This window comes from Neobacillus sp. BP17 (assembly GCF_059579525.1).
Window position 1 is genome coordinate 2098572 of the sequence record NZ_CM184198.1, and the last position, 23356, is coordinate 2121927.

The window sequence follows — 23356 nt, forward strand, 5'->3', positions numbered from 1 at the left end:
GATATCAGAGCGCTAACCGCAGTAGAAGTTTTTGCCTTCGTGCCGTGTCCTTAACATCTATTCCAAGAAGGATGAAGGAAGGAAGATTATTCCAACTTTAGCTTAATAAAGTGTCTCATCTCTTTGAATGGCTGTCAAGGAGAGCACTTGACAGCCATTCAAAGAGATGAGAAATGGTCTGTAAGCTAAAGAAGGAGCTACCCTAGCCTAAACGGCTAACTATCTAACCAAGTAAGCGAAGAAGCGAGAAATAGCTTCTCTTCTTAGAGTTGGTCAAAAATAAACCAAAACCGAGTTTAAGTGGGGAGCCTTGACAGTTTCGTTCATATCAGGAGGCTCCCCGGCACGCCCGCGGAAAGCGAAGTGCCTGGAACGGAAACCAACAGACCTATTTAACACACAGCTAATACAAAAAATCTAATGTCTGTTTTTAGGAGTGATAGACATGTCTACAAATTATGTTCGAAAACCAGAGTGGTTAAAAATAAAACTAAATACAAATGAACAATATACAAGCCTAAAAAAAATGATGCGTGAAAAAAACCTTCATACCGTCTGTGAAGAAGCAAAATGTCCAAATATTCATGAATGCTGGGCTGAACGGAAAACAGCGACTTTTATGATATTAGGAAGTATTTGTACGCGAGCCTGCCGGTTTTGTGCGGTTCAAACTGGCCTGCCGACAGAACTTGATTGGGAAGAGCCAGAGCGTGTTGCAGATTCAGTGGAAAAAATGGGCTTAAAACATGTCGTGATTACCGCTGTTGCTCGAGATGATTTAAAAGATGGCGGAGCGGGGGTATTTGCAGAAACGATCAGAGCTGTAAGACGCCGAAATCCATTTTGCAGCATTGAGGTCCTTCCGTCCGACATGAAAGGTGAATATGAAAACTTAAAAACATTAATGGATGCAAGGCCTGATATATTAAATCACAATATTGAAACAGTTAAACGGTTATCACCAAGTATTCGGGCACGGGCAACATATGAACGTTCCTTAGAGTTTTTGCGCCGGGCTAAAGAAATGAATGCCAGTATTCCAACCAAATCAAGTATTATGATTGGACTTGGAGAAACAAAGGAAGAAATTATCGAAACGATGGACGATCTTCGATCGAACCATGTGGATATTATGACAATTGGTCAATATTTGCAGCCTACCAAACATCATTTAAAAGTTCAAAAGTATTGGAGTCCACAAGAGTTTGAGGAACTAAAAATGATCGCCATGTCAAAAGGATTTAGTCACTGCGAGGCAGGTCCCCTTGTTCGCTCCTCCTATCATGCGGACGAACAGGTCAATGCCGCAACCGTAACAGTGTAATGAAATTGGCGTTAGGAGAAGAAGGTCCATGATGATAAAAATGACAGAAGCGGCCATTAACAAACTTAAAAAAATGTTTGCCAATGAAAATTTAAATCCTCGGATTGATGCCGAAGTTAGCGGCGGATGCGGAATATCTGTTAAGTTTTCGATTGTATTTGATGAACCTCGGCGAAATGATTTATGTATGGAAATAGAAGGGATCCAGTTTCAAATAGACCGTTTTACAAAACGCTATTTAGATGAAGAAACGCATATTGACTATAATTCAGAACAAGGTTTTATAATTGGGGAAAGCTTTACCTCTAGTGCATGTGCCATTCCAATTGAATAATCAGATAGAGAAGTCTTAGTAATATATAGGAAAGTTTCATCAATCTTAAAGCAAGTTTTCCGATAGATAAAAAGGTAAGAGGAGATAACACACATGACAAAAGAATATGATGTTGTAATTATCGGTGGTGGCACGGGTGGGTACGTGGCTGCCATTCGCGCTTCACAATTAGGTTTAAGAGCGGCGGTTATTGAAAAAGGAAAAATCGGTGGAACATGCCTTCATGCTGGTTGTATTCCGAGTAAGGCCCTATTAAGAAGTGCAGAAGTATTCGCTCAAACAAAGCATGCAGATAAGTATGGTGTAATTGCCCCTGTAGTTGGTCTTAATTTTTCAAAAGTACAGGCCCGGAAAGAAGAAATTACGGATCGCCTATATAAAGGTGTCCAACATTTAATGAAAAAAGGAAAGATCGATGTTTATGATGGAAAGGGAAGTATTACACAGACAAAAGATGTGTTAGTCGAATTGAATAATGGTGAAGGGGAAGTCATTTTAAGCCCTAAAAATATTTTAATTGCCACAGGATCCCGTCCAAGAACAATTCCAGGCCTTGAAGTGGATGAGAAGTATGTGATGACATCGGATGAAGCGCTAAAAATGGAGAAGCTTCCGGGTTCTATCATTATCGTTGGCGGCGGTGTAATTGGAATTGAATGGGCATCTATGCTTTCTGACTTCGGCATCCAAGTTACTGTAATTGAATTTGCCGAGCGTATTTTACCAACAGAAGATACAGATATTTCAAAGGAAGTACAGCGTTTGATGAAGAAAAAAGGAGTAAAAATCGTTACAGGAGCAAAAGTTCTTCCAGAAACGCTGGAAAAAGGTGAGGGTGTTTCCATTAAAGCGGAGCATAAAGGTAAAGAAACACCATTTTCTGCAGACAAACTTTTGGTATCTGTAGGGCGCTCTCCAAATACAGAAGGTTTTGGCCTTGAAAAAACGGCCGTTGAACTAAATCCGTTTTTTATTCAAACAAATGAGTTCTATCAAACAAATGAACCGAACATTTACGCCATTGGTGATGTCATTGGCGGCTTACAGCTTGCCCATGCTGCTTCACATGAAGGAATCATTGCTATTGAACATATGGCAGGTAAAACGCCAAAACTACTTGATTCAAACCTTATTGCCAGATGTATCTATTGCAGCCCAGAAGTAGCGAGTGTCGGGCTCACAGAGGAAGCTGCAAAGGAAAAGGGCTACCTGGTGAAGGTTGGTAAATTCTCCTTCCGTGCGATTGGAAAGGCATTGGTTTTTGGTGAATCTGACGGATTTGTCAAACTGGTTGTTGAAGATGGAACGAATAAACTTTTAGGAGCACATATGGTAGGTCCCCATGTAACGGATATGATTACTGAGGCCGGGCTTGCTTGTGTATTGAATGCAACAGCAATGGATATTGCCCATACAATTCATCCGCATCCTACATTAGCCGAAGCTATTGGTGAAGCTGCCCTTGCTGTGTATGGACAGGAAATTCATGCCTAACTCATTACGAGGGTATTCGTCCTTCTATAATACATAATTAATAATCTTAAGGATGGTGTATAAGCGGTGATCACAACATCGAAGCCCAACCGGGCAAAATTACTAATTTCATGTCGGGAAAAGCCGGGTATTATCTCGACTGTCACGAATTTTTTATTAGAACACAAAGCCAATATTGTCCATTTTGACCAACATACAACAGATCCAAGAGCAGGTATGTTTTTTATGAGAATCGAGTTCGAGTTGGAAGAATTTGAATCTTCTATTAAAAAGCTTGAAGAAGATTTAAATGAGCTTGCGCAGGATCATGCCTTAGATTGGCAGTTGAGCAGTAATGAAAAAAGAAAGCGGATGGCTATCTTTGTTTCGAAAACTGATCATTGTCTAAACGAACTTCTTTGGCGCTGGAAATCCAATGAAATTTCAGTAGATATCCCAATGGTAATTAGTAATCATACTAGTTTAAAAGATGTAGTTGAAAGTTATGGCATTCCTTTTTATCATATTCCAATGTCTCACGAAACGAAAGAAGATGCCGAACAGAAAGCATTAGAATTGATGAAAGGGAAGGTGGACTTAATTGTCCTTGCTAGATATATGCAGATTCTTTCCCCTAATTTTATTTCTAAGTATCCTAATCAAATCATTAACATCCATCATTCATTCTTGCCGGCATTTGTTGGCGCAAATCCTTACGTGAGAGCATTTAACCGTGGTGTAAAGTTAATCGGTGCAACTGCACATTACGTTACGAATGATCTTGATGAAGGACCAATTATTGAACAGGATGTACAGCGAATTAACCAACGCTATACTGCAGAGGATTTAAAGACCGCCGGACGTCATGTGGAGAGAAGGGTTCTTGCTGAGGCCGTTTCCTGGCACGTAGAGGATAAGGTACTTGTTCACGGTAATAAAACGATCGTATTTGCTTAAGACTATAAGGAGAGGGTGCCATTGCCAGGAAATGAACTTGTAGGGGACATGATTAATATCCTTTTAGCTATACTTTGGATATGGATTTTTCTTCAAAATAAACGAAAGCGTACGATAAACCACGCACATGTTTTTTTGTTCGTACTTGCAGTGGGGATATTGCTCAATTCACTTTATCAAGCAATCAATAGTTGATAGGACAGAGTTAAATTAGATTGGTTTAAATAGTTTTTTATCAAGCTAAAATTTGAGGATTTATTGGTGAAAATCTCACTTTCTATTATGGAAGGCGGGATTTTTATTTTTGTTAGAAAAGTGATGGTGAAAAATTAGTGTTGTCCTAAATTTACATCTAATGGATAAATAAAATAGCAAATTGGAAAGATAAATTAACTAAAAGGGGATACTTTATGATTGTTCAAGTGCACTAAATGGATTCTGTTCTAAGAGATAGAAACCAGTGTCTTTTAACAACAATATAAGTAAACAGGAGATTTACATGGAAGATACAATTATACCAATTCTGAGAACAGGTTTCAGCTTTATGCTTTTAATTCTCGTTACTCTGGTTATTGGAAAGCACATTAATTCTCATAAAAACCACTATAGCTTTGCCTTATCCATTACGATTGGTTCCTTCATAGCTAACATGGGGTTTGATACGAATTTAAAGTTCAAAGAAATGCTAATTTCATTTTTTGTATTAATTTTAATGTTTTATTTGTTCATGGTGTTATCTTCTAGGAGTCGAGGTTTTAGAAGATGGTTATCTGGCAGACCTACTGTGCTAATAGAAAAAGGAAAATTACTAGACAAGAATATGAAAAAGGTAAAGTTCTCGATTGATGACCTTAATCAGCTTTTGAGGGAAAAGGATATCTTTAATATATTTGAAGTTGAATACGCATTACTAGAAGTGAACGGGGAATTATCCATTCTTAAAAAGACACCGTTTAAAAATGTAATAAATAAAGATATAAATTTGCCCATTTCATCGGAGGCGCTGCCAGTTGAACTAATTATGGATGGTGTAATCATCCAAAAGAATGCTACCGGCATCTATAACCGAGAGTGGATTGAAGCTGAGTTAAAAAGAAGAAATTTACGAATAGAAGAAATTTATTATGCTGTAGTCAATAGCAATGGTTACCTTTTTGTAGATAAATATGAGGATAAACTAATTTCACCTACAGATGTTGAATAATTTGAAAAGTCTAATAAGTTGTGAAAAAGTTAAGGAGAGGGGACTATACCCATTGAAGTCATCTCTCCTTATTTAGATAGTTCTATGAACTGGAAAAAGGATCAAAAATGATGAAATTTTTTCAATCCATTGCGACACTAAGACAGTAAATTACCCTCACAATTTATTTTTCCCTGACAATCAGGGCGGAAATCCAGCCTTCAATTCCGTTTGGGGTTTGAACTTTTAGCCACTTTATTCCTTTGGAGTCTACTTGTTCTTCATTTAAAAAGTGCATTATTTCACCATTTGTAATAGTGTATAGATGGGGCGCGGTTAGTGTAGGAGCATCACGAATATTTCCGCCTTCTTCATATTTCTTATTTAAAATTAATTCTTTTCGTTCAGGTGAAGTCACGGATGCTTGTATGTGCACATGTTCTTGGTTTAACCAGACCTCAGTTTTCTTCCATTTTTGTGTATACCACTCATTTGGATTGTTGATGATTGCTGCAGTAAGCAAGATCACTAGAGTTGTGGCAGAATAGAAGGACCATCTTTTAATCCTTGTCTTATTTCTTTTCCGTTTCATGGAAAGCTGTATGATTCTGTTGAAAAATCTTTCGAACAAGGCGAGCAATCCTTCAATGATATCAATCCAAACAGAAATGCCAGCTTTTCCCGCTTCTCTCCGGCTTCTTTGCATCGTGCAAAGAAGTGCCATGATTGGGTAAGAAATGGGATAAAGCATTTTTTTCAACAAACGGCACAACAAGTTTAAGAAGGGAGGAACCATGTACAACAAAATCAGCCTTGCGAGTTGCAGGAACACAAAGAGAACCAAAAAAATACGCAACCATTCCGGAAGTACAGAAATAAGTGACCAGATCCAAAACAGCTGATTTAAAATGGATTCCACAATCGCTAATCTCCTTTATATAAATAGGATGAAAGTTCTCTCCTTGGACCTTCAATCTGTTTTTTTCTATTGATGTTTTCCAAATTGACGGGGAGATAGGGGAATAGTTTTTTTAGCTTGGCCAATCTTTGTTCTGCCTCAAACTGGTTAATAGTGTGATCGTTGATCAAGTTTAAAAGTTGTTTGTTTACCTCATATTTGAAGGCTTGATTTTGGCTAAACTCCGATTCTACTAACCGCTTTGCCATTTCATTTTTTTCTCCAAGCTTCCCTGCAGTGATAAAATCACCTGCTTGAAGGGCTTCTTTAATCGAGGCCGAAATCCGGCGTGCTTCCTCCAAGTCCAGAGCTTCTTGATAGGCGGATAGTTCTGCATTCCGGTCTAAATCGGCGATCGCCTCATCATGGCGCTGGTCCCGAATACCTTGCCGGATCAAAACACGAACATTTCGAACCACAATACCAGCCTCTCTTAACACCTTGACCAATCGCGAGGTTTGAAAAAATTCTTCAATATGTCTGGCAAAACTCAGATCCTCTTCAATAGGAAAAAATCTTGCTTCCGACTCCACCCAGAAGGGCAAATTATTGTTGAAAATGTTGCCAATTTCTCCTGCATTTTGTTGAACTAACCTTTCGGGGTGTTCAACAGCAATATCGATAAATAAATTGACAGAGAACCTTCTACCTCTTGTTGCCGAAGGGACTTCCTCCTTGTAGGCGATAGTTTGCTGCTGCATATTGACAGTATAAACCCTATTATATTTGCCAATCCGCAATTCACTACGTGACAAACGCTCTCCATTTTTGACTGCAAAGTATTCGTTGTGATTATTAACATAAACAAAGGCATAAGTCATAGACGACGCTGGCGGTTTTTCCAAAAAGCTAAATTTGACGTCTTTAACATCTTCAATAAATTGCATTAGGTTATTCCCTCCTGGTTAACTATTTTCATTGAGAGATCACTTCCGCTTGTCTACATTCTATGCTGACAAGCGGAAGAAAAGCCCCCAAATCTGCAGAAATTGGGGATTGAGGGAACTGAAGTAACATAATTATTAATAGGGGGTATTGTGATGAATATTAAGGATACCATTTTTGAAAATGAAGGACGAGAGTTTCCAGGAGCGACCTATTCAGAGGTAGTATTGGCACCTGCTTATGAGCATGCCAAACAAACTTTACTAGAGCCGATGCTCGCTGTCCATAAAGCCCACCTGATTATGTTGGTAGAACAAGGGTTGTTGGAGGAGAATGGAGCATCCCAAATTATGGAAGGGATTTCCGCACTTGATATGGAAGCACTTCTTAATTCCACCTATGATGGACAGTATGAGGATCTTTTTTTTCTTGTGGAAAGTAAAATTATGACTGTAGCTGGCGAGATTGGCGGAAGTTTGCACCTTGCCCGGAGTAGGAACGATATGGGTGTTGCAATATACAGGATGGTTCTTAGGGACAAGATTCTCCTCGCCACCCGGGCGCTGCTCTCGTTTCAAGAAACACTTTTGAGGGTGATCGAGAACTATAAGGAAACCATTGTCTTGGGGCATACCCATACGCAGCAAGCCCAGCCGATGACGTTCTCCCATTATCTTCTGGGTATGTACGATGTCGTTGACCGTGACTTAAAAAGATTGAAAGCAGCCTATGATACTTGCAATGTAAGTCCACTCGGCGCTGCTGCACTTACGACAACCGGATTTCCGATTGACCGAAAAACAGTCGCAGAGCTATTAGGATTTCCGAAAATCATCAAGAGTGCCTATGATTCGATTGGCGGTGCCGATTATTTAGGGGAAATTGCCACAGCGATTCAATTAACCTTTATCAATCTCGGCCGATTTTCACAAGACCTTCTCTTATGGTCCAGCCAGGAATTTTCAGCGATTCGTGTGGCAGACCCTTATGTTCAGAAGAGTTCCATTATGCCGCAAAAAAGAAATCCTGTATCACTAGAGCATATTCGTGCATTAAGTTCAAGCGGAATTGGAAATGCCCAAACCGTACTTCAAATGTTACATAACACACCGTACGGAGATATAAATGATACTGAGGATGACCTTCAGCCGTATTTATGGAAGGGCCTGCTTCTAATTGATCAAGTTTTTCGGTTAGCAAAAGTGGTGGTTGGAACGTTGGAAGTAAATGAAGGACTATTAAAAAGAAGGGCCCAAGAAAGTTTTGCCACGATAACTGAATTGGCCGATACGCTATTTAGGAAAGCAAACATACCGTTCCGAACCTCACATTCCATAGCCAGCCAAGTGGTGAAAATTGCCTTGGCAAGGGGACTGAATGCTACTCATGTCACATCTGTACTCGTAGACGAAGCTGCAAAAACAGTTGTCGGATTTCCATTGAATTTATCGGATGAGATTATTCGCACAGCAATGGACCCAGAACACTTTGTGAAAATTCGATCGCTTCCTGGAGGACCTGCACCGGAAGAAATGCAGCGGGCGATTGTGGAAAGAGAAGCAGGTCTACACCACCATGTTTCATTACTCCATACCGAGGTTAATCGGCTTAAAGTTTGTATGGAAAAACTTGATCAACTGACAAGTCAGTGGGGCAAAACAGATGGAAGACACTAGTGGACTTTAATTTATCAGTATTGATATACATGAAGTTAAAAACTAACCGCACGGTGATTTTCACTTGTGCGGTTTTTGGATTAACTTCCATTCCCGAGTTAGACTGTGTTAGCATTGTTTTTTGTCCTTTCGCATCCTGTCATTATTTTAAGCAAATTTCATTTACCAACCATATCACAACTAGTTTATAATAAAAGGATGTCCAAATTGGCTGTAATAGTCTATTTCTATGAAACTAAGAAGATCTAAGTAGGTGAATACAATCGACATCATTGAAACACGGGTGAGAAGTTTTATAGCTGATATTCAACACCCTAAACAAAAAAAGAAAATAAATATTAACGATTTAGAACTTCAGTTGCGGAAGTTAATAGATGATTATTTTGAAATGGATGGGTATTCGCTGTTTTATCGTGCCATAGAAACATTGAAAGAAGAAGGACAACTAATCCCCATTCTAAATAATCAATATAATGGAAGAACACCATCTCTATCGTTATATCACTGGGTAAATTTAAAAGTTCAGGAAAACAAATGGAATCGTCTTGAAATGATGAAATTAGGTGATCAGTTTGATTTTTCCTTTTATGAACGGCATCCTGAATGGCAAAAGAAAGATGAATGGAATCGTATCCAGAATGTCTATACATTTCTAAAGTCCAGTCAGGAACGGGAGGTCGTGTCAGTCGAAGAAAGAAGCCTGGAGCTTTTTGGTCATGAAAAATTCATACTCGACAGTGATAGCTTTCCTGATGGAAAAGGTTTTTTAGCTAGAATTGGCATTGGAGACGACCAGCTTAAAATGGTAAACTACGGCGAGCCTTTTGTCTTTTGGATGAAACAAGGGAAAGAAATGAAAGATATTCAGAGAGTTCTAATCGTCGAAAATCTATCTTTCTTTCATACATCCATTAAGTTATTGGAAGCAAATCAACTCGACTATGAACCGGAACTGATTATTTATGGTGAAGGAACGAAAATTGAACGGAGCTTCTCCTTTTTCTTTAGAATGTTTCCACCTAAATCCTATCTTTTCTATTATGCAGGAGACCTTGATGCTGCAGGTTACGGAATCCTTATTCGGCTTATCGAAAAATATCCAGATTGCTGTATTCAGCCTGCCTTAAAAATTTACCGAAAGATGCTCGAATGTATAGAACAAAGGAATGAACAGAAACAAGGTCAAACACAAAACTTCAAATACCGTGATTTATTCTTTCAATGGTTTACGGAAGAAGAGCAAGCGCTATTACAGGATTTATGGCAGGAAAATAAGCGGATAGCGCAAGAAGTGTTAACGATCGAATCATGGAGGCGGTGGACGTGAACGAATCATGGGAAGGATTCGCCCAGCGGATGCAAAGATTAAATCCATTATTTGAACTTGGCAGAGGAATGGAGGTGGGGGATCTAAAACCTCATATCCAAACCATTCTCATGCATGTGCTACTCACCATTTTTTATCGAGAATTAAATGATGATGATCATAGAAGTAAATCCGATATCAAATACATGGTGGAAGATTCCATAAAGCAAATGAAGCTTTTAGCAGACGAAAAGCAAATTGAACGAATTACCAGTGGGCTTTTATATCAGGGAAAGGAAGAGTATAGTAAACCGTTTGAAGCCCTATATTACGATGAAATCAAACAATCGTGGGAAACGCAAACCTATCGATATGTCACGATGGATGAATTATATACGAACTTAGAAATAGGAGGATCCATTGTTTATAAACTCACGGATGTCTCTCAGGAAATGATTTTTATGAGCAGAGAAATGGCAGAGGAATTCTCCATTACAATAGAACAGCTCTATAGTATGCAGTTGATTAAGAACGGTAATTTTCGAAAAGCTACACGAAACCTCGATCACCTCATTTCAAGAGTAAACCGCTTAATGGCAAATGAATTCACCTTTCAAAAAGAAATGATTAACAATCCCAAAATCTTATTAATGGAAGAGGAATGGCAAAGGGCCGACAATCGGGTTGAAATTGAAAAGCAATTTGAAGAAGAAAAGAATCACTTCCGGACCATTACTAATATGATAGAAAAGACCAAACGCAGGAATGAAGAAGATGATTTTATGCAGAAAGAATTGATTCTTCTTCAAGAAAAAATTGGCCATACAAGACAATTGCATGATCGTTTTGCTAAGCTAGTCATTCAAAATATTTCCTATGAAATGAAATTAAAGGCGGAAAACCCTTCATTGTTTTGGGAAAACAGTCTGGTTTCATTTCGGGAGCATTTTTATGAAAATTGGTTCATGCAGGAAGGGATCAAAAATTTCGAGATAATAGAAGGTGTCCTTTCTCCGTTATTTTCACCGAAGAATGAATTTATTCTGCCGCTCGATTGGATTTGGGGCGAACAAGAATTTGATGAAAAACAACTAACTGATGCCGTTATTGAAGAAGAGGCAGAAGAAAACATTACTCGGTTGCGAGTGACGAACTGGGATTCAGTTATTAAGGCATGGAGTTATGTTTTTCAATTTTTACAAACAAACCGTGAGTTCTCGTTAGCTGATATAGCCGAGCTGCCACTAGCAGTACAGGATTTATGGTTTGAAGAATCTGAAACGATTGATTTGTGGATGATGTTCGATAAAAAACCGCTGAAGATTCAAGTGCTGCATCGAAAGGAAGAAACCTTAACAGATGAGAGGGAAATTCTTCTTTATAAATTAATGAAGGAATATCCGCAATTTCAAGTCTTCGAAGGCTTAAAGATTTATACCATGTTTGACCATCGGGCAGAGCCGCATCAATGGTATCAAATGAAAATTACCCCTTTTAAAATTTGTGTTCAGGAGGAGAAATGATGAATGCAGAAACGATCAAAAGAGCATCAGCTGTCTATTTTTCTTTATTGAAAGATAAAGTCATCGACGAAAATAGCGAACACTTTCAGACATATTTTGATCCGGAAGTGAGACAGACCGTTCTTTTATTGGCAGACGAATCAGGTACATATATCATTGAATCGCCTAAACGGATCCACTTAGTTGTTCAGCCAACCGGATCTGTCTTTGCTACGAATTTTACCCATATGAAGGAAAAGCATAGACAAGTTGAAACGAAGAAACATTTTCATCTGATTAGCGTTGTCATTATGTCTTTTTTAGCAGCCATAGACCGCAACCAGGCAGCAAAAATCCGCACAAAGCGGGAAGGGATTAGTTACTATGCATTAGAACGGCAAGTCAATGACTTAATGATGAAATGGGAGAGCATTCTTAAAATTGAACCGACCTTCGGAGAAGAAGAACGGATTGATATGAAGGAAGTTGTAACAACATGGAAATACATGGAGGTTGACTCGGATGATTATGGGAGTAAAAAAGGCAATAGACGGACCCGTATCGGTTTAATTGCCGGCGCTATGCGCTTATTAGAGACAGAGGGGCTTATTGTCATTCTTGATCGGGACGATATAGCTAAGGTTATTCCCAAACAAGAACTTTTTGAGCGAATTGAATATTTGTATCATGATTATGATCGTTATGAAGTTTTTAAAAAATTAATGACTACAGAGGAGGATATGCATGCCGAAAATCCATCGAATTAGAATTGTCGGCCTCAAGTATGATGGCATGCAAAAGCAATATAAAGATACCACGTTTAATTTTCATAATGATGAGACATCAACAAATGGGCTCATTGCCATGATGAATGGGGGCGGGAAAGGTGTGTTCCTCCAGACTATTTTCCAAATACTCAAACCTGGAACATCGTGGGGAAAACAAAACAATCGATATTATCAGCAGTTTTTCTTTAACAATAAAGAGCAATTTATTCCCTATACCTTCCATGTTCTCATTCAGTGGGAATTAGATGGGGCGGACAACCGGCATCTGGTGACGGGCGGGATGTTCTCAGCCGAGCAGCGGATTTCGATGAATGATGAAGGTGGACATGAAGGGATACCATTGGAACAGGAAGCAAAAATTCTCCCTATTTTTACCTTTTATACAAGAGAATTTGAACGGAAAGAAGAGGCATCGCTTGAGCATATTCCACTTTATGAAAATGGTGAGGTTGCTGAAACGGAAAGCTTAAAGGACTATCTAAAATGGAATGGATATGACGTTTACCGAGATCCGAAGAAGCACTATCGCATCCTTGATACATATGGTATTAATCGTAAAGACTGGGATATTATGAAGGACATTAACAAGGATGAAGGCGGCGTTGGAAAATATTTCGAGGGCGCTGAGGATGATCATTCTCTCTTTCAAAAACGAATCATTCCTACAGTAAGTCAAGTGTTGCATCGAGCTGAACATCAAAAGAACGATTTAGTAGAAATTTTCAAAAGCCAGGCTAGTATCGCGAAGGACCTGCCTGTTCTGTTAAAAAGAGAGCAAGCCCATAAAGAATTTTTAGAAGACATTGTCCCATTTGAAGAGTACGTAGCTAAAGGAGTAGAACATAAAGAAATTGTTCATGCAAGTATACAGACCGGAAGACAACTGCTTGGTGCATTAGAACACTTGAAGCAATCGGAAGAGGAAATGCTGCATGGTTTAGAGAAAAAATTGGAAAAACTGGCGATTAGACAGGCAGATTTGCGCTATCAGAAAGATAATTTAGAGTTTGCGAAAGCTCATAGAGAGGTCATGGACTGGGAGAAGAAATTAGTGGAAGAAAGGGAGAAACATACTTCCTTACAAACAATTGTTAAAGAGAAACAGGAACGAAAAGCACAACTAGACTTTCAGCTGTTATTAAAAGAGTGGAGTGAAAACGAACAAACTATTCGCTCTCTATCACAGCAGATTGCGACATTAGAGCAAAACAGCGGCTTAGAGCAAGTGAATCAAAGAATGGAAGAAATTAAACAAGAAGCTAGAAAGCAATGGGAGCAATCCTATTTGTTGATTCAAGATGGTGTAAACCGGTATTTGGGCTATCAAAAGTTCTTACATAAAAAAGCATCGGGGCTGTTGCAGCAGGATAAACAAAAGACAAAAGAAATAGCTCAACTAAGTACGGAAATTGATTTTCTTTATACACAAATGCATAGGTTTGAGTCGAAGGAAGCGGCACTTATCCAAGAATTTGGCGATCGCTTAACCTATGACTTAAAGGGCTTGATCGAGAGTTTTTTGAAACAAATTGAAGATAAAAAGGCTGGATTAGTTGAGCTGCAGGCAAAAGATAAAGAATCTAGTGAAAAGCAAAATCAACTTGCCACTTCACATGGTACGCTTGTCCAATCGATTCAGTATTCAGAGGAAAAATGTGAAGACTTAAACATAGCAAATGAAGAGCAAAAACAAAAAGAGGCAAAACTCTTTGATAAGCTACTTGGTTTAATTGATGATGTCACAGCACCATTTACTCAATCACTCTTGTCGAAGTACGCATTACAAATAGAAGAAATTCTCTGCAATAACCGCCAACAAGCTGAACAAATAAAGAAGGAACTTTGGGAAACACAACTCGACCATTCCTTAAACGATGAGCCCTTCTGGATCGCAAACAAGGATGTGAAGGAATTAAAGGAATGGATCGATGAGAAGACGGGAATTGATGTATTTTATGGAACCCAATTTCTCCAATCATTAAGTTCAGAGGAAATGGCTCATTCCCTTATGACGTATCCGCTCCTTCCATACGGGTTGGTCGTAAGCGGGCAGCAATGGCAAAAAATTAATCAGCAGGTTCTTACAGGAAGGATGTTTAAAAGTCCTGTACCAATTTTCTTGCGTGAGGAAATGAACAGCGAATATCACCACCCGTCCTTTGTGATTATTAATGGATCGGAGAAAGATCTATTAAGTGATAAAAACCAATTCACCAGTTGGAAAATAACGATTGCTAAACAAATAGACGAAAAGAAAGATACACTTCTAGAAATTGAAAAGACAGAAATCTCCCTGCGTCGTATTTTAAAAGAAATTGATCGATTTTTATCTAGCGAACTTTCGACTGATATCGAAAAAGTTCTCACTCAGGAACAAAACGCTCTACTTACTAAAAAGACGCAATTGCAGGAAATTAAAACACAGGAAGAAAAAGAAAAAGTATTACAGCTTGGGTTAAAAGAACAACTAGAAAAGACAAAAGGTAAAATTGAGAAACTTACTAGAAATGTAGAAAAATTAGAGGAGTTTGATCAAGAAAAAACTCTTCATCATGAAAATAAACGGGTAAAACTCGAGAAAGAAATGCTAAAGGAAGCCTTAGGAGCTCAGCAGCAAGAAATAGGGAAAGAGCACCAGAATACAGTTGAACTACAAAACCAGTGGAATCAAACGTATGTGGAATGGAAGCTTACAACCGAGCAAAATATTAAGGAAATCCGGTTTTTTATTGAAGAAGCAGCTTTTCCTGCTGAGGAAAAAGCCGAACAATCCGAAGAGGTCCCTCATCTTTCAACGCATTTACTACAAGAGATTAACGGAAGTACGGAAGAGTTAAAACAGCTTCAAAAATCAAAAGAAGAACAGGCTAGAGAATTACTCGTTCTTCAAGCAAAAAGAGAAACCGAACAAAAGCAGCAAAAGAAATTAGAGAAAAAACTGACTACCCATGATCAGGACTGGAATAAAGCAGCAGAACCTGATGAACCTCTAAGTATATTAGAGACTATGCTGCATACGGCACAGAAGGAAGCGAAGACAGCAGAAAAAGAAGAACGGGAACAAGGAACGGCTGTAACGGTGGCGGAAACGTCCTTAAAGCATGCGGGTGAACAGCGTGATAAGTTAGGGAAGAAAGTCGAGAAACATGAAAAACAGCCTGAACAGTGGGAAGCCCTTGACTTAGAAGTCAAGGAAGTAGAAATTAAAGACCAAACGAGATTAGCGAAAGAAGAAATCAAGCAGGCTGAGAAACGCCAAAAAGAAACGGACTCCAAAATTACGGGTTATGAAGGCGATTTATTAACGCTTTCCGTTATCTTAAAAGAGGATGCTGCAGTTTTTACGAATGATGATCTAGAAAAAATTAAGAGTCAAGGAAAAGCGTGTATCCTAGCCTGGTGTGAAGAACATCAAGCGATTCAGGATGAAGGCCAAGAGAAGCATGCGAAAATCGATCAATCATTAAGGAATTTAAAGCTCACGATTGAAGGGAAAGATTGGGAGATACGTTTTAAAAATGAAGTGTTAACGACACTAGACCATTTGGATACAAGGCATTATTCGCATATCCAGTCCATCGTTAAAAATATGAAACGTTTTTCACAAAGTGGATTGGAACAATTAGAACGCGACAAAGAAAGAGCAGAAAGAGCTCAAAACTTTTGGGCCAGCCGTGCCAGCATGAAAGTAATGAGCATTTCAGAGGCCATTCGTTCGATGGTTTCGAAAATGAAGCTAAAAAATGAACGAGGATCATTTCCACTTGTCCAGCTCAAAGAAGATATCTTACCTAAAAAGGCTGAAGATATCGAACCACTGCTAAAGCAGCACTTTGTAACTGCCATTAACAAAATTACCAAACAATTTGATATGATTGATGACAATAACCGATTATTAGATGAAGAAATCAAACAACTGATAAGTGATGAGCAAATTTTATTTGTTTCACTTCGAAATCGATACCCTGAACTGATGGTCTATAATATGCGAACAGATAATGCCTTTATGTACGGGAAACCGCAAAAAGAACATTATTCTACCTGGCAGACGATTAATCAGGGTTCTAAAACGAAGTCCGATGGCAGTGGGGGACAGAAGTTATCTGCCCGAATGGTAATGATGATGATGTTATTATCCGTCAAAAGCGAAACCATTCAAAGCTGGGTTCCATTAGTCTGTGATAATCCGTTCGGTCAGGCCGCTTCCGCACATGTCCTTGACCCGATCTTCGCAGTCGCCGAAAAACTGAAGTTCCAATTCATCGTCGTTACTCCGCCTGAACTGGTAAAAACGGAAATCAGCCAAAGATTTGACGCCTATTATAAATTAGATTTCATTCGTGAAAAAGGAAAAGAAATTGTTTCAGACACGATTGTTCCAGCCTTTCGGATTTATCAAGGGGAGGCAGTCGCTCAGGTAAAATAATAAATAAACCCAATGGGAATTAATAAGAAAAATACACATCGAAAGCAGGAATCATAAAATGACCCATAAAAGTATTATATTCTTTGATATAGATGGCACGCTGCTTAATCATGATAAAGAACTACCGCTTTCAACGAAAGAATCCATTTTTAAATTAAAAGAACTTGGACATGAAGTAGCCATAGCAACAGGACGAGCCCCGTTTATGTTTGAGGATCTGCGAAAAGAATTGGATATTACTACATTTGTAAGTTATAACGGACAATACGTCGTGTTAAGAGGTGAAGAGTTATATAAAAATTCTTTAAATGCCTCAGCAATTGAAAAGTTAACAGAAGCAGCTCTTCTTAACAATCATCCGGTAGTCTTTATGGATCACGAGGATATGAAAACGAATGTACCAGAGCATAGCTACATTACAGAAAGTATTGCTACATTAAAAATTAGCCGTTTTCCTTCGCACGATCCGAATTATTACAAAGGACGCGAGCTGTTTCAATCTCTCCTTTTTTGTCCAGAAGGGGAAGAGAAACAATATGAACAGGAGTTTCGTGAATTTGATTTTGTAAGATGGCATCCTGTTTCAGTCGATGTACTCCCTAACGGCGGCTCAAAAGCAAAAGGGATTGAAAAAATAGTAGAAAAATTAGGTATTCCAAAAGAAAACCAATTTGCCTTTGGTGATGGGCTTAATGATTTGGAAATGCTGACCACCATTAAAAATAGTGTGGCAATGGGGAATGCGGAAGAAAGTGTAAAGGCAGTTGCAAAATATGTGACAAAATCCGTTGACGACAATGGAATTACTCATGGTCTCCAAATGGTGGGTCTATTATAACTTTATACAGATAAACTATAAAAACCGAAAATATTAGTTTTCTATTTGAAGCTTTATATTTTCGGTTTATTTTTTATTATGTTAAACATTTTTTCTTGCTGAATATTCGCCAAGCCATTCAGGTATTGAATTTCGATGGTCAGATTTCCATTCACGTTTTATTTTCTTCTTTCCATTTTGTAATGTTTCTGGGAAATCATTTTCTACAGAAGTGAATACTGCGATATCAGCAAACGCAGGTGGAAAGGGGCTTTTTCGAATGTGGTTTTTCACCTGGCCCATTACTTTTTCATAATCTATTTCTGAACAAAATTGGAACCATTGCTGGACCGTCTCGCCCTTACATACGCAGTTAGGATATACCGATTCTATAAGTATTAAAAGTTTAACTACCTCTTCCTTGGTCATAGTGATGTTCTCCTAACACAATTTCCCTTCATGAATCAGCCGATCCATCCAATCGGGCATAGTTGTTTGCCGTTTTTCTCCGCTACTAGTATTGACTTGATGGTCTATTCTCAAAACAAAAATCAACACTGAAATGGTTGAAACTAAAAATAAGTTGTGGTATTATAACAAAGTCTTATAAATGACTAAAAAACTAAAACGGTCAATCGGGCGAAAAATTTTTTGTCTCAAAATGACTAAATGGGGATTACGGTCACAACGGACTGAAATAAGAATTTGAATGAGGTGAGTTACTTGAAATTTTTCCCTTCTGTGAAAAGTGAATTTCTGCGGATTTTTCGGACGCGTAAATTACTAATCGCAATTATCGGTGTGATGACGATTCCTGTTCTTTATAGTGGAACCTACTTATGGGCTTTTTGGGATCCATATTCCCATTTGGACAGAATGCCTGTAGCAATTGTCAATAATGACCAAGGTGCAGAGTACAATGGAGAGCACTTAACAGTTGGCAGTGATTTAGTTGAGAATTTGAAAGAGAAAAAAACTTTTAATTGGAATTTTGTCAGTACAGAAAAGGCAAAACAAGGTTTGAAGAATCAAGATTATTATTTGGAAATTGAAATTCCAAAAGACTTTTCAAAAAATGCCACGACTTTACAAAGTGAAAGTCCAAAAAAACTAAATCTAATCTATACCGTAAATGAAGGTAATAACTATTTATCATCCAAAATCGGTGATTCAGCTGTTGAAAAGATAAAAGCAGCCGTGTCCGAATCCGTCATCAAGACCTATGCCGAGTCCATGTTTGACAGTTTAAAGAATGTCGCTAAAGGGTTGAACAAAGCTAGTGATGGAGCGGGGGAACTTTCAAACGGGATGGCAGAAGCCAAAGAAGGGGCCGGTAGTTTATCAGATGGAATTACATCTGCTAACAGTGGTGCAGAAAAATTAGCGAATGGTGCAAAATCAGTGGACGATGGCGCTAAAACGATTAAGCAAAACCTTGAGGTTTTAGCAGATAAATCTGTTGCTTTTTCAAATGGAGTGGTTTCAGCTTCATCAGGTTCAAAACAGCTCCAAAGCGGATTGCAGCAATTCAGCACTGGTCTCAGCCAAATGAAAGATGCCAATACGAAGTTGATAGCAGGTGCGAAAAAAGCAGAGAATGGCACGAAGCAATTATCGGATGGATTAACATCTGCTGCAGAAAATGTTCCTAGTCTGCAAAACGGATCAAAGCAGATTGTAAATGGTTCTGAGCAGCTCTCAGCTTCCTTAGGTAGTTGGAAGACAGGAGCTGACCATACCAAGTCCGGTGCAGATACGGTCAGTCAAGGACTTCAGCAGCTGCTCGATCAAGTAAGCAGCATGGAGGATAGTACGACTGATCCAACAGAGAAGGAAAAACTAAACGCACTAAAGGATAGCCTGACCAAATTGTCGAAAGGCAGCCAGCAGGTTGCTTCTGGTGTAGGAGATTTGTCTAGCAGTGCTGAGAAGATAAAACAAGGCTCCGATTCATTAGCCGAAGGTGCTAATCAGTTGAATCAAGGACAACAGAAACTGGCTGATGGTATTACCCAATTATCTGGCGGAGCAAAACAGGTATTAAATGGCCAAGAACAGATAACTCAAGGACTTACCCAGTTTGGTGCAAAGATTGATGAAGCACAAAAAGGATTCGGTCAACTTGAAAGTGGTTCAAACAGTCTAACTTCAGGGTTAGGGAAATTATCATCCAGTTCCGCTTTATTGAATGAAGGGACAAATAAGTTAGCACAGGGGGCAAACAAATTAGCATCTGGCACCACATCGCTATATCAGGGTGAAAAAGACTTAAATAACGGAATGTCCGCCCTTGCGAGTGGTTCGAAGGATTTAAACAGCGGTATGACTAAACTAGTGGATGGCTCGAAGGAATTGGGCGATCAACTATCTGAAGGAGCTAAGGATGCCAGTGATGTAAAAGCCAATGATCGAGTTTATGATATGTTCGCTGATCCAGTAAAACTTTCAAACAACAAGATGAACCATGTTCCAAACTATGGCAGTGGATTAGCACCTTATTTCTTGTCACTTAGTCTTTTTGTCGGTGCTCTAATGCTCTCCGTTATTTTTCCAATGTTTGAACCAGCCTCGGAGCCGAAGAACGGTTTTAGATGGTTCATTGGAAAAACAAGTGTTATTTTAGCAGTAGGAATTGGCCAGGCGCTTTTAGTAGATGCGGTTATGCTGTCGGGTCTTGGTCTCGAAGTGAAGAGCATTCCATATTTCATTTTGCTAAGTATCTTTACGAGCTGGGCATTCTTAGCCATCATTCAATTCCTTGTTACAGCTCTTGATAATCCTGGACGTTTCATAGCGGTTATTATCTTAATATTACAGTTAACAGGCAGTGCAGGAACGTACCCGATTGAACTAGGCCCAACATTCCTGCAAAATATAATGAAATTCTTACCTATGACCTATTCGATTTCTGGCTTTAGGTCGATTATCTCAACTGGTGATTTCGGTTATATGTGGAATAATATCGGGCACATTGCGATTTTCTTTGTTTTATTCTTAACTGCAACTTTGACATTTTTTACCATAAAATTCAAACGGCAGTCTCCATTACAGGTACAATAATCATTAAGGATCGGGAGGCAGGACCTTTTAAAAGGCCTGCCTCTTTTTTTACTTCTGGCAGATAAGAACATATTAATTCCGAAACTCATTTAATCTTTCATAAGTTTCAAGCAGAAAATCATAAAATAATGCTTCGGTTGGGAGCAGTTTACGTTGGGTCGGATAGATGACACCGACTGTTCGAGTGAGATTCGCATCGGAAATTGGAAGCACCACGGTAGAACGCGGGGTGTTATCTACCAATGTCATCTCAGGCATCAATGCTACACCTAAGCCTGCAGAGACTAAGCCTTTTAATGCATCAATATCTTTTCCTTCAAAGTCGATTTGTGGTGAAAAACCTGAATCATTGCATGCTTGAACCACCTGTTTGCGAAATACAAACCCTTCAGGAAGGACACAAAATGGGTCATTCCTTAAATCCCTAAGCCGAATTGTTTTCCGATCAGATAATGGATGATGGAGCGGGAGGAGGGCAACGATATTTTCTGTAAATAACGTAGCTCCTTTGATTTTTTTCTCTTTTTCCTGATTGGGCATGGGGGCAATCATGGCCAAATTAAATTCACCGTTTATCACACCATCGATTAAATCATAATAAAGGGCATTACTCATTTGAAATTTTGCTTCTGGGTACCGAATACGGAATGCGTAAATGATAGAAGGCAATGTATGGGCCGCCATGCTAATCGGGAATGCAATTCGAACGGTTCCTTTTTCAGGGTTTAAATTTTCTTCTACTTCTCTCTTTGCGTCCTCCATTAAATACCACACCTGTTTCATTCGTTCATAAAAAATTCTGCCTAAAGGGGTTAACTTTACACTTCTTCCCTCACGTATAAAAAGTTTTACACCTAATTCTTCTTCTAAATTGAAGATTTGTCTGCTAACCGAAGATTGAGCAACATGCAAGGCGACTGCAGCCTCAGTCACATGCTCTCTTTTTGCCACTTCCAAGAAATATTGAATTTGCCTTATTTCCATTTTTATATCACTCCATTTAATGCGTAAAACGCATTAATTTCATCGAAAATTAAGATTGAAACTATTAATTATAAAATTATAAAATGAAAACACACGTAAGAAAAGGGAATTTTCTTAACTTTATAATACATTAGGGGCTGACCGATATGAAAATGCTGGACAGAGTAGAAGAGAATCAATTGCAAATCGTTAAAGAATACGTAAATCGTTTATTTAAAACGGTTCAAATGCGTAATCCAAATGAAGGGGAATTCCAGCAGGCTGTTAAAGAAGTACTTGATTCTTTAGTACCTGTCCTTGTGAAAAATCCAATATATATTAAGCAAGCTGTCCTCGAAAGAATGATGGAACCTGAGCGCTTAATTAGCTTTCGTGTCCCATGGGTAGATGATCGAGGGAATGTACAAGTGAATCGCGGGTATCGTGTTCAGTTTAGCAGCTCGATTGGACCTTATAAGGGGGGACTACGTTTTCATCCATCTGTTAATGCAAGCATCATAAAATTTCTCGGGTTTGAGCAAATCTTCAAAAACTCATTAACAGGTCAGCCAATCGGCGGTGGAAAAGGCGGTTCTGACTTTGACCCGAAAGGGAAATCCGATTTTGAAATTATGCGATTCTGTCAGAGTTTTATGACGGAGCTTAGCAGACATATCGGGCCGGATGTAGATGTTCCCGCTGGTGATATTGGAGTAGGAGCTAGAGAAATCGGGTATATGTTCGGACAATATAAAAGACTAAAAGGTGCTTATGAAGCAGGGGTTCTAACTGGGAAAGGCATTGGTTATGGCGGGAGCTTAGGCCGGAAAGAGGCAACAGGATATGGATTAGTATATTTTGTTGAAGAAATGCTCAAGGATAATGGATTAAGCTTCGAAGGAAGTACAGTGGTAGTATCGGGTTCTGGAAACGTCTCTATTTATGCAATCGAAAAAGCATTGGAATTTGGAGCAAAAGTAGTAGCATGCAGTGATTCAAGCGGTTACGTTTATGATCCAAACGGTATTAATCTAGATACGGTCAAACGATTAAAAGAAATAGAGAATAAAAGAATTTTTGAATATGTTAATGAACATCCAGATGCAATCTATCAAGAAGGGTGTTCAGGCATCTGGTCCATCCCTTGTGATATTGCATTACCTTGTGCAACGCAAAATGAGTTAAATAAGGAAGCGGCAGACATTTTAGTTTCGAATGGTGTTAAGGCAGTGGGCGAAGGTGCAAATATGCCTTCAACTCTGGAGGCAATCGAGACGTTTATCGAACATCATGTTTTATTTGCTCCTGCCAAAGCAGCAAATGCAGGTGGAGTTGCAGTCTCTGCGTTAGAAATGGCGCAAAATAGTGCAAGGCTGGCATGGACACAAGAAGAAGTGGACTTAAAATTACAAGGAATTATGAAAGATATATATTCTAAGAGTATGAAGGCATCAGTAGATTATGAAGCACCTGGGAATCTAGTTGTCGGTGCCAATATCGCTGGATTTGTAAAAGTTGCAGATGCGATGATCGCACAGGGAGTTATATAAGATTTATTATCTAGTAAAGATCTTAATGAAGAAGGATCCACACTATATAAGAATAAAAAGTCACCGATTGGTGGCTTTTTGTTATTTTGTAAGAACCTTTTATTAATAAAAATACCGCCAATGGACTTATCCAGAATGAGTAATTTTTCCTGCT

The 23356-nt window shown here is 38.8% G+C and carries 18 protein-coding genes; 14 read left to right on the plus strand and 4 right to left on the minus strand.

Translation table 11 applies throughout. From position 1 onward, the window contains the following. Positions 1-445: 445 nt before the first annotated feature. The 6 genes from lipA to AC4QJR_RS10100 all read left to right on the plus strand — a co-directional run bounded on the left by lipA (position 446) and on the right by AC4QJR_RS10100 (position 5292). Positions 446-1324, plus strand: a complete 879-nt coding sequence (lipA, locus tag AC4QJR_RS10075; protein WP_496526063.1) for a lipoyl synthase — start codon at positions 446-448, stop codon at positions 1322-1324. A 28-nt stretch (positions 1325-1352) separates the two neighbouring features. After that, positions 1353-1658 carry an iron-sulfur cluster biosynthesis family protein gene (locus tag AC4QJR_RS10080; protein WP_496526064.1) on the plus strand — a complete coding sequence of 102 codons (306 nt, stop codon included), beginning with the start codon at positions 1353-1355 and terminating at the stop codon, positions 1656-1658. 93 nt (positions 1659-1751) lie between these two features. After that, positions 1752-3152, plus strand: coding sequence for a dihydrolipoyl dehydrogenase (gene lpdA / locus AC4QJR_RS10085; protein ID WP_496526065.1), 1401 nt, complete (start codon positions 1752-1754; stop codon positions 3150-3152). Positions 3153-3221: 69 nt separating this feature from the next. Further along, complete coding sequence (gene purU, locus AC4QJR_RS10090) at positions 3222-4088, plus strand: formyltetrahydrofolate deformylase (protein WP_496526653.1); 867 nt, start codon at positions 3222-3224, stop codon at positions 4086-4088. Between the two features lie 21 nt (positions 4089-4109). Beyond that, positions 4110-4283 (plus strand): hypothetical protein, encoded by a 174-nt coding sequence (locus AC4QJR_RS10095; protein WP_180230168.1) that lies wholly within the window; start codon positions 4110-4112, stop codon positions 4281-4283. Positions 4284-4587: 304 nt separating this feature from the next. Continuing rightward, positions 4588-5292 (plus strand): DUF421 domain-containing protein, encoded by a 705-nt coding sequence (locus tag AC4QJR_RS10100; protein ID WP_496526066.1) that lies wholly within the window; start codon positions 4588-4590, stop codon positions 5290-5292. Positions 5293-5455: 163 nt separating this feature from the next. On the opposite strand, the gene AC4QJR_RS10105 is transcribed toward AC4QJR_RS10100, so the two are convergent. Together AC4QJR_RS10105 and AC4QJR_RS10110 are read right to left on the minus strand one after the other, a co-directional pair. Next, the gene (locus AC4QJR_RS10105; protein WP_496526067.1) at positions 5456-6190 is read right to left on the minus strand and encodes an SH3 domain-containing protein; all 735 of its coding nucleotides are present in this window, start codon (positions 6188-6190) and stop codon (positions 5456-5458) included. Between the two features lie 5 nt (positions 6191-6195). Continuing rightward, positions 6196-7116 (minus strand): hypothetical protein, encoded by a 921-nt coding sequence (locus tag AC4QJR_RS10110; protein ID WP_496526068.1) that lies wholly within the window; start codon positions 7114-7116, stop codon positions 6196-6198. Positions 7117-7269: 153 nt separating this feature from the next. Here AC4QJR_RS10110 and argH point away from each other — a divergent pair, with 153 nt between their 5' ends. The 6 genes from argH to AC4QJR_RS10140 all read left to right on the plus strand — a co-directional run bounded on the left by argH (position 7270) and on the right by AC4QJR_RS10140 (position 17650). Further along, complete coding sequence (gene argH, locus AC4QJR_RS10115; RefSeq protein WP_496526069.1) at positions 7270-8790, plus strand: argininosuccinate lyase; 1521 nt, start codon at positions 7270-7272, stop codon at positions 8788-8790. Between the two features lie 253 nt (positions 8791-9043). Further along, positions 9044-10117 carry a Wadjet anti-phage system protein JetD domain-containing protein gene (locus AC4QJR_RS10120; protein WP_496526070.1) on the plus strand — a complete coding sequence of 358 codons (1074 nt, stop codon included), beginning with the start codon at positions 9044-9046 and terminating at the stop codon, positions 10115-10117. Beyond that, complete coding sequence (locus AC4QJR_RS10125) at positions 10114-11619, plus strand: hypothetical protein (RefSeq protein ID WP_496526071.1); 1506 nt, start codon at positions 10114-10116, stop codon at positions 11617-11619. Before AC4QJR_RS10120 ends, AC4QJR_RS10125 begins: the two co-directional genes overlap by 4 nt. Next, positions 11616-12365, plus strand: a complete 750-nt coding sequence (locus AC4QJR_RS10130) for a DUF6063 family protein (protein WP_496526072.1) — start codon at positions 11616-11618, stop codon at positions 12363-12365. Before AC4QJR_RS10125 ends, AC4QJR_RS10130 begins: the two co-directional genes overlap by 4 nt. Then, positions 12343-16812 (plus strand): coiled-coil domain-containing protein, encoded by a 4470-nt coding sequence (locus tag AC4QJR_RS10135; RefSeq protein ID WP_496526073.1) that lies wholly within the window; start codon positions 12343-12345, stop codon positions 16810-16812. The genes AC4QJR_RS10130 and AC4QJR_RS10135 overlap by 23 nt, the downstream gene beginning before the upstream one ends. Positions 16813-16870: 58 nt before the next feature. Then, a complete protein-coding gene (locus AC4QJR_RS10140) occupies positions 16871-17650 on the plus strand; it encodes a Cof-type HAD-IIB family hydrolase (RefSeq protein WP_098575161.1) in 780 nt (259 codons plus the stop codon). Between the two features lie 81 nt (positions 17651-17731). On the opposite strand, the gene AC4QJR_RS10145 is transcribed toward AC4QJR_RS10140, so the two are convergent. Further along, on the minus strand, positions 17732-18058 hold the full coding sequence (locus tag AC4QJR_RS10145) for a replicative helicase loader/inhibitor (protein WP_496526074.1): 327 nt from the start codon (positions 18056-18058) through the stop codon (positions 17732-17734). A gap of 294 nt (positions 18059-18352) precedes the next feature. Between AC4QJR_RS10145 and AC4QJR_RS10150 the strand changes: the two genes are divergently transcribed. Beyond that, on the plus strand, positions 18353-20689 hold the full coding sequence (locus AC4QJR_RS10150) for a YhgE/Pip family protein (protein WP_496526075.1): 2337 nt from the start codon (positions 18353-18355) through the stop codon (positions 20687-20689). A gap of 72 nt (positions 20690-20761) precedes the next feature. Here the strand turns inward: AC4QJR_RS10150 and gltC are convergent, their stop codons facing one another. Then, positions 20762-21673 carry a glutamate biosynthesis transcriptional regulator GltC gene (gene gltC / locus AC4QJR_RS10155; RefSeq protein WP_496526076.1) on the minus strand — a complete coding sequence of 304 codons (912 nt, stop codon included), beginning with the start codon at positions 21671-21673 and terminating at the stop codon, positions 20762-20764. A 146-nt stretch (positions 21674-21819) separates the two neighbouring features. Here gltC and gdhA point away from each other — a divergent pair, with 146 nt between their 5' ends. Further along, positions 21820-23202, plus strand: coding sequence for an NADP-specific glutamate dehydrogenase (gdhA, locus tag AC4QJR_RS10160; protein WP_496526077.1), 1383 nt, complete (start codon positions 21820-21822; stop codon positions 23200-23202). Positions 23203-23356 lie beyond the last annotated feature (154 nt).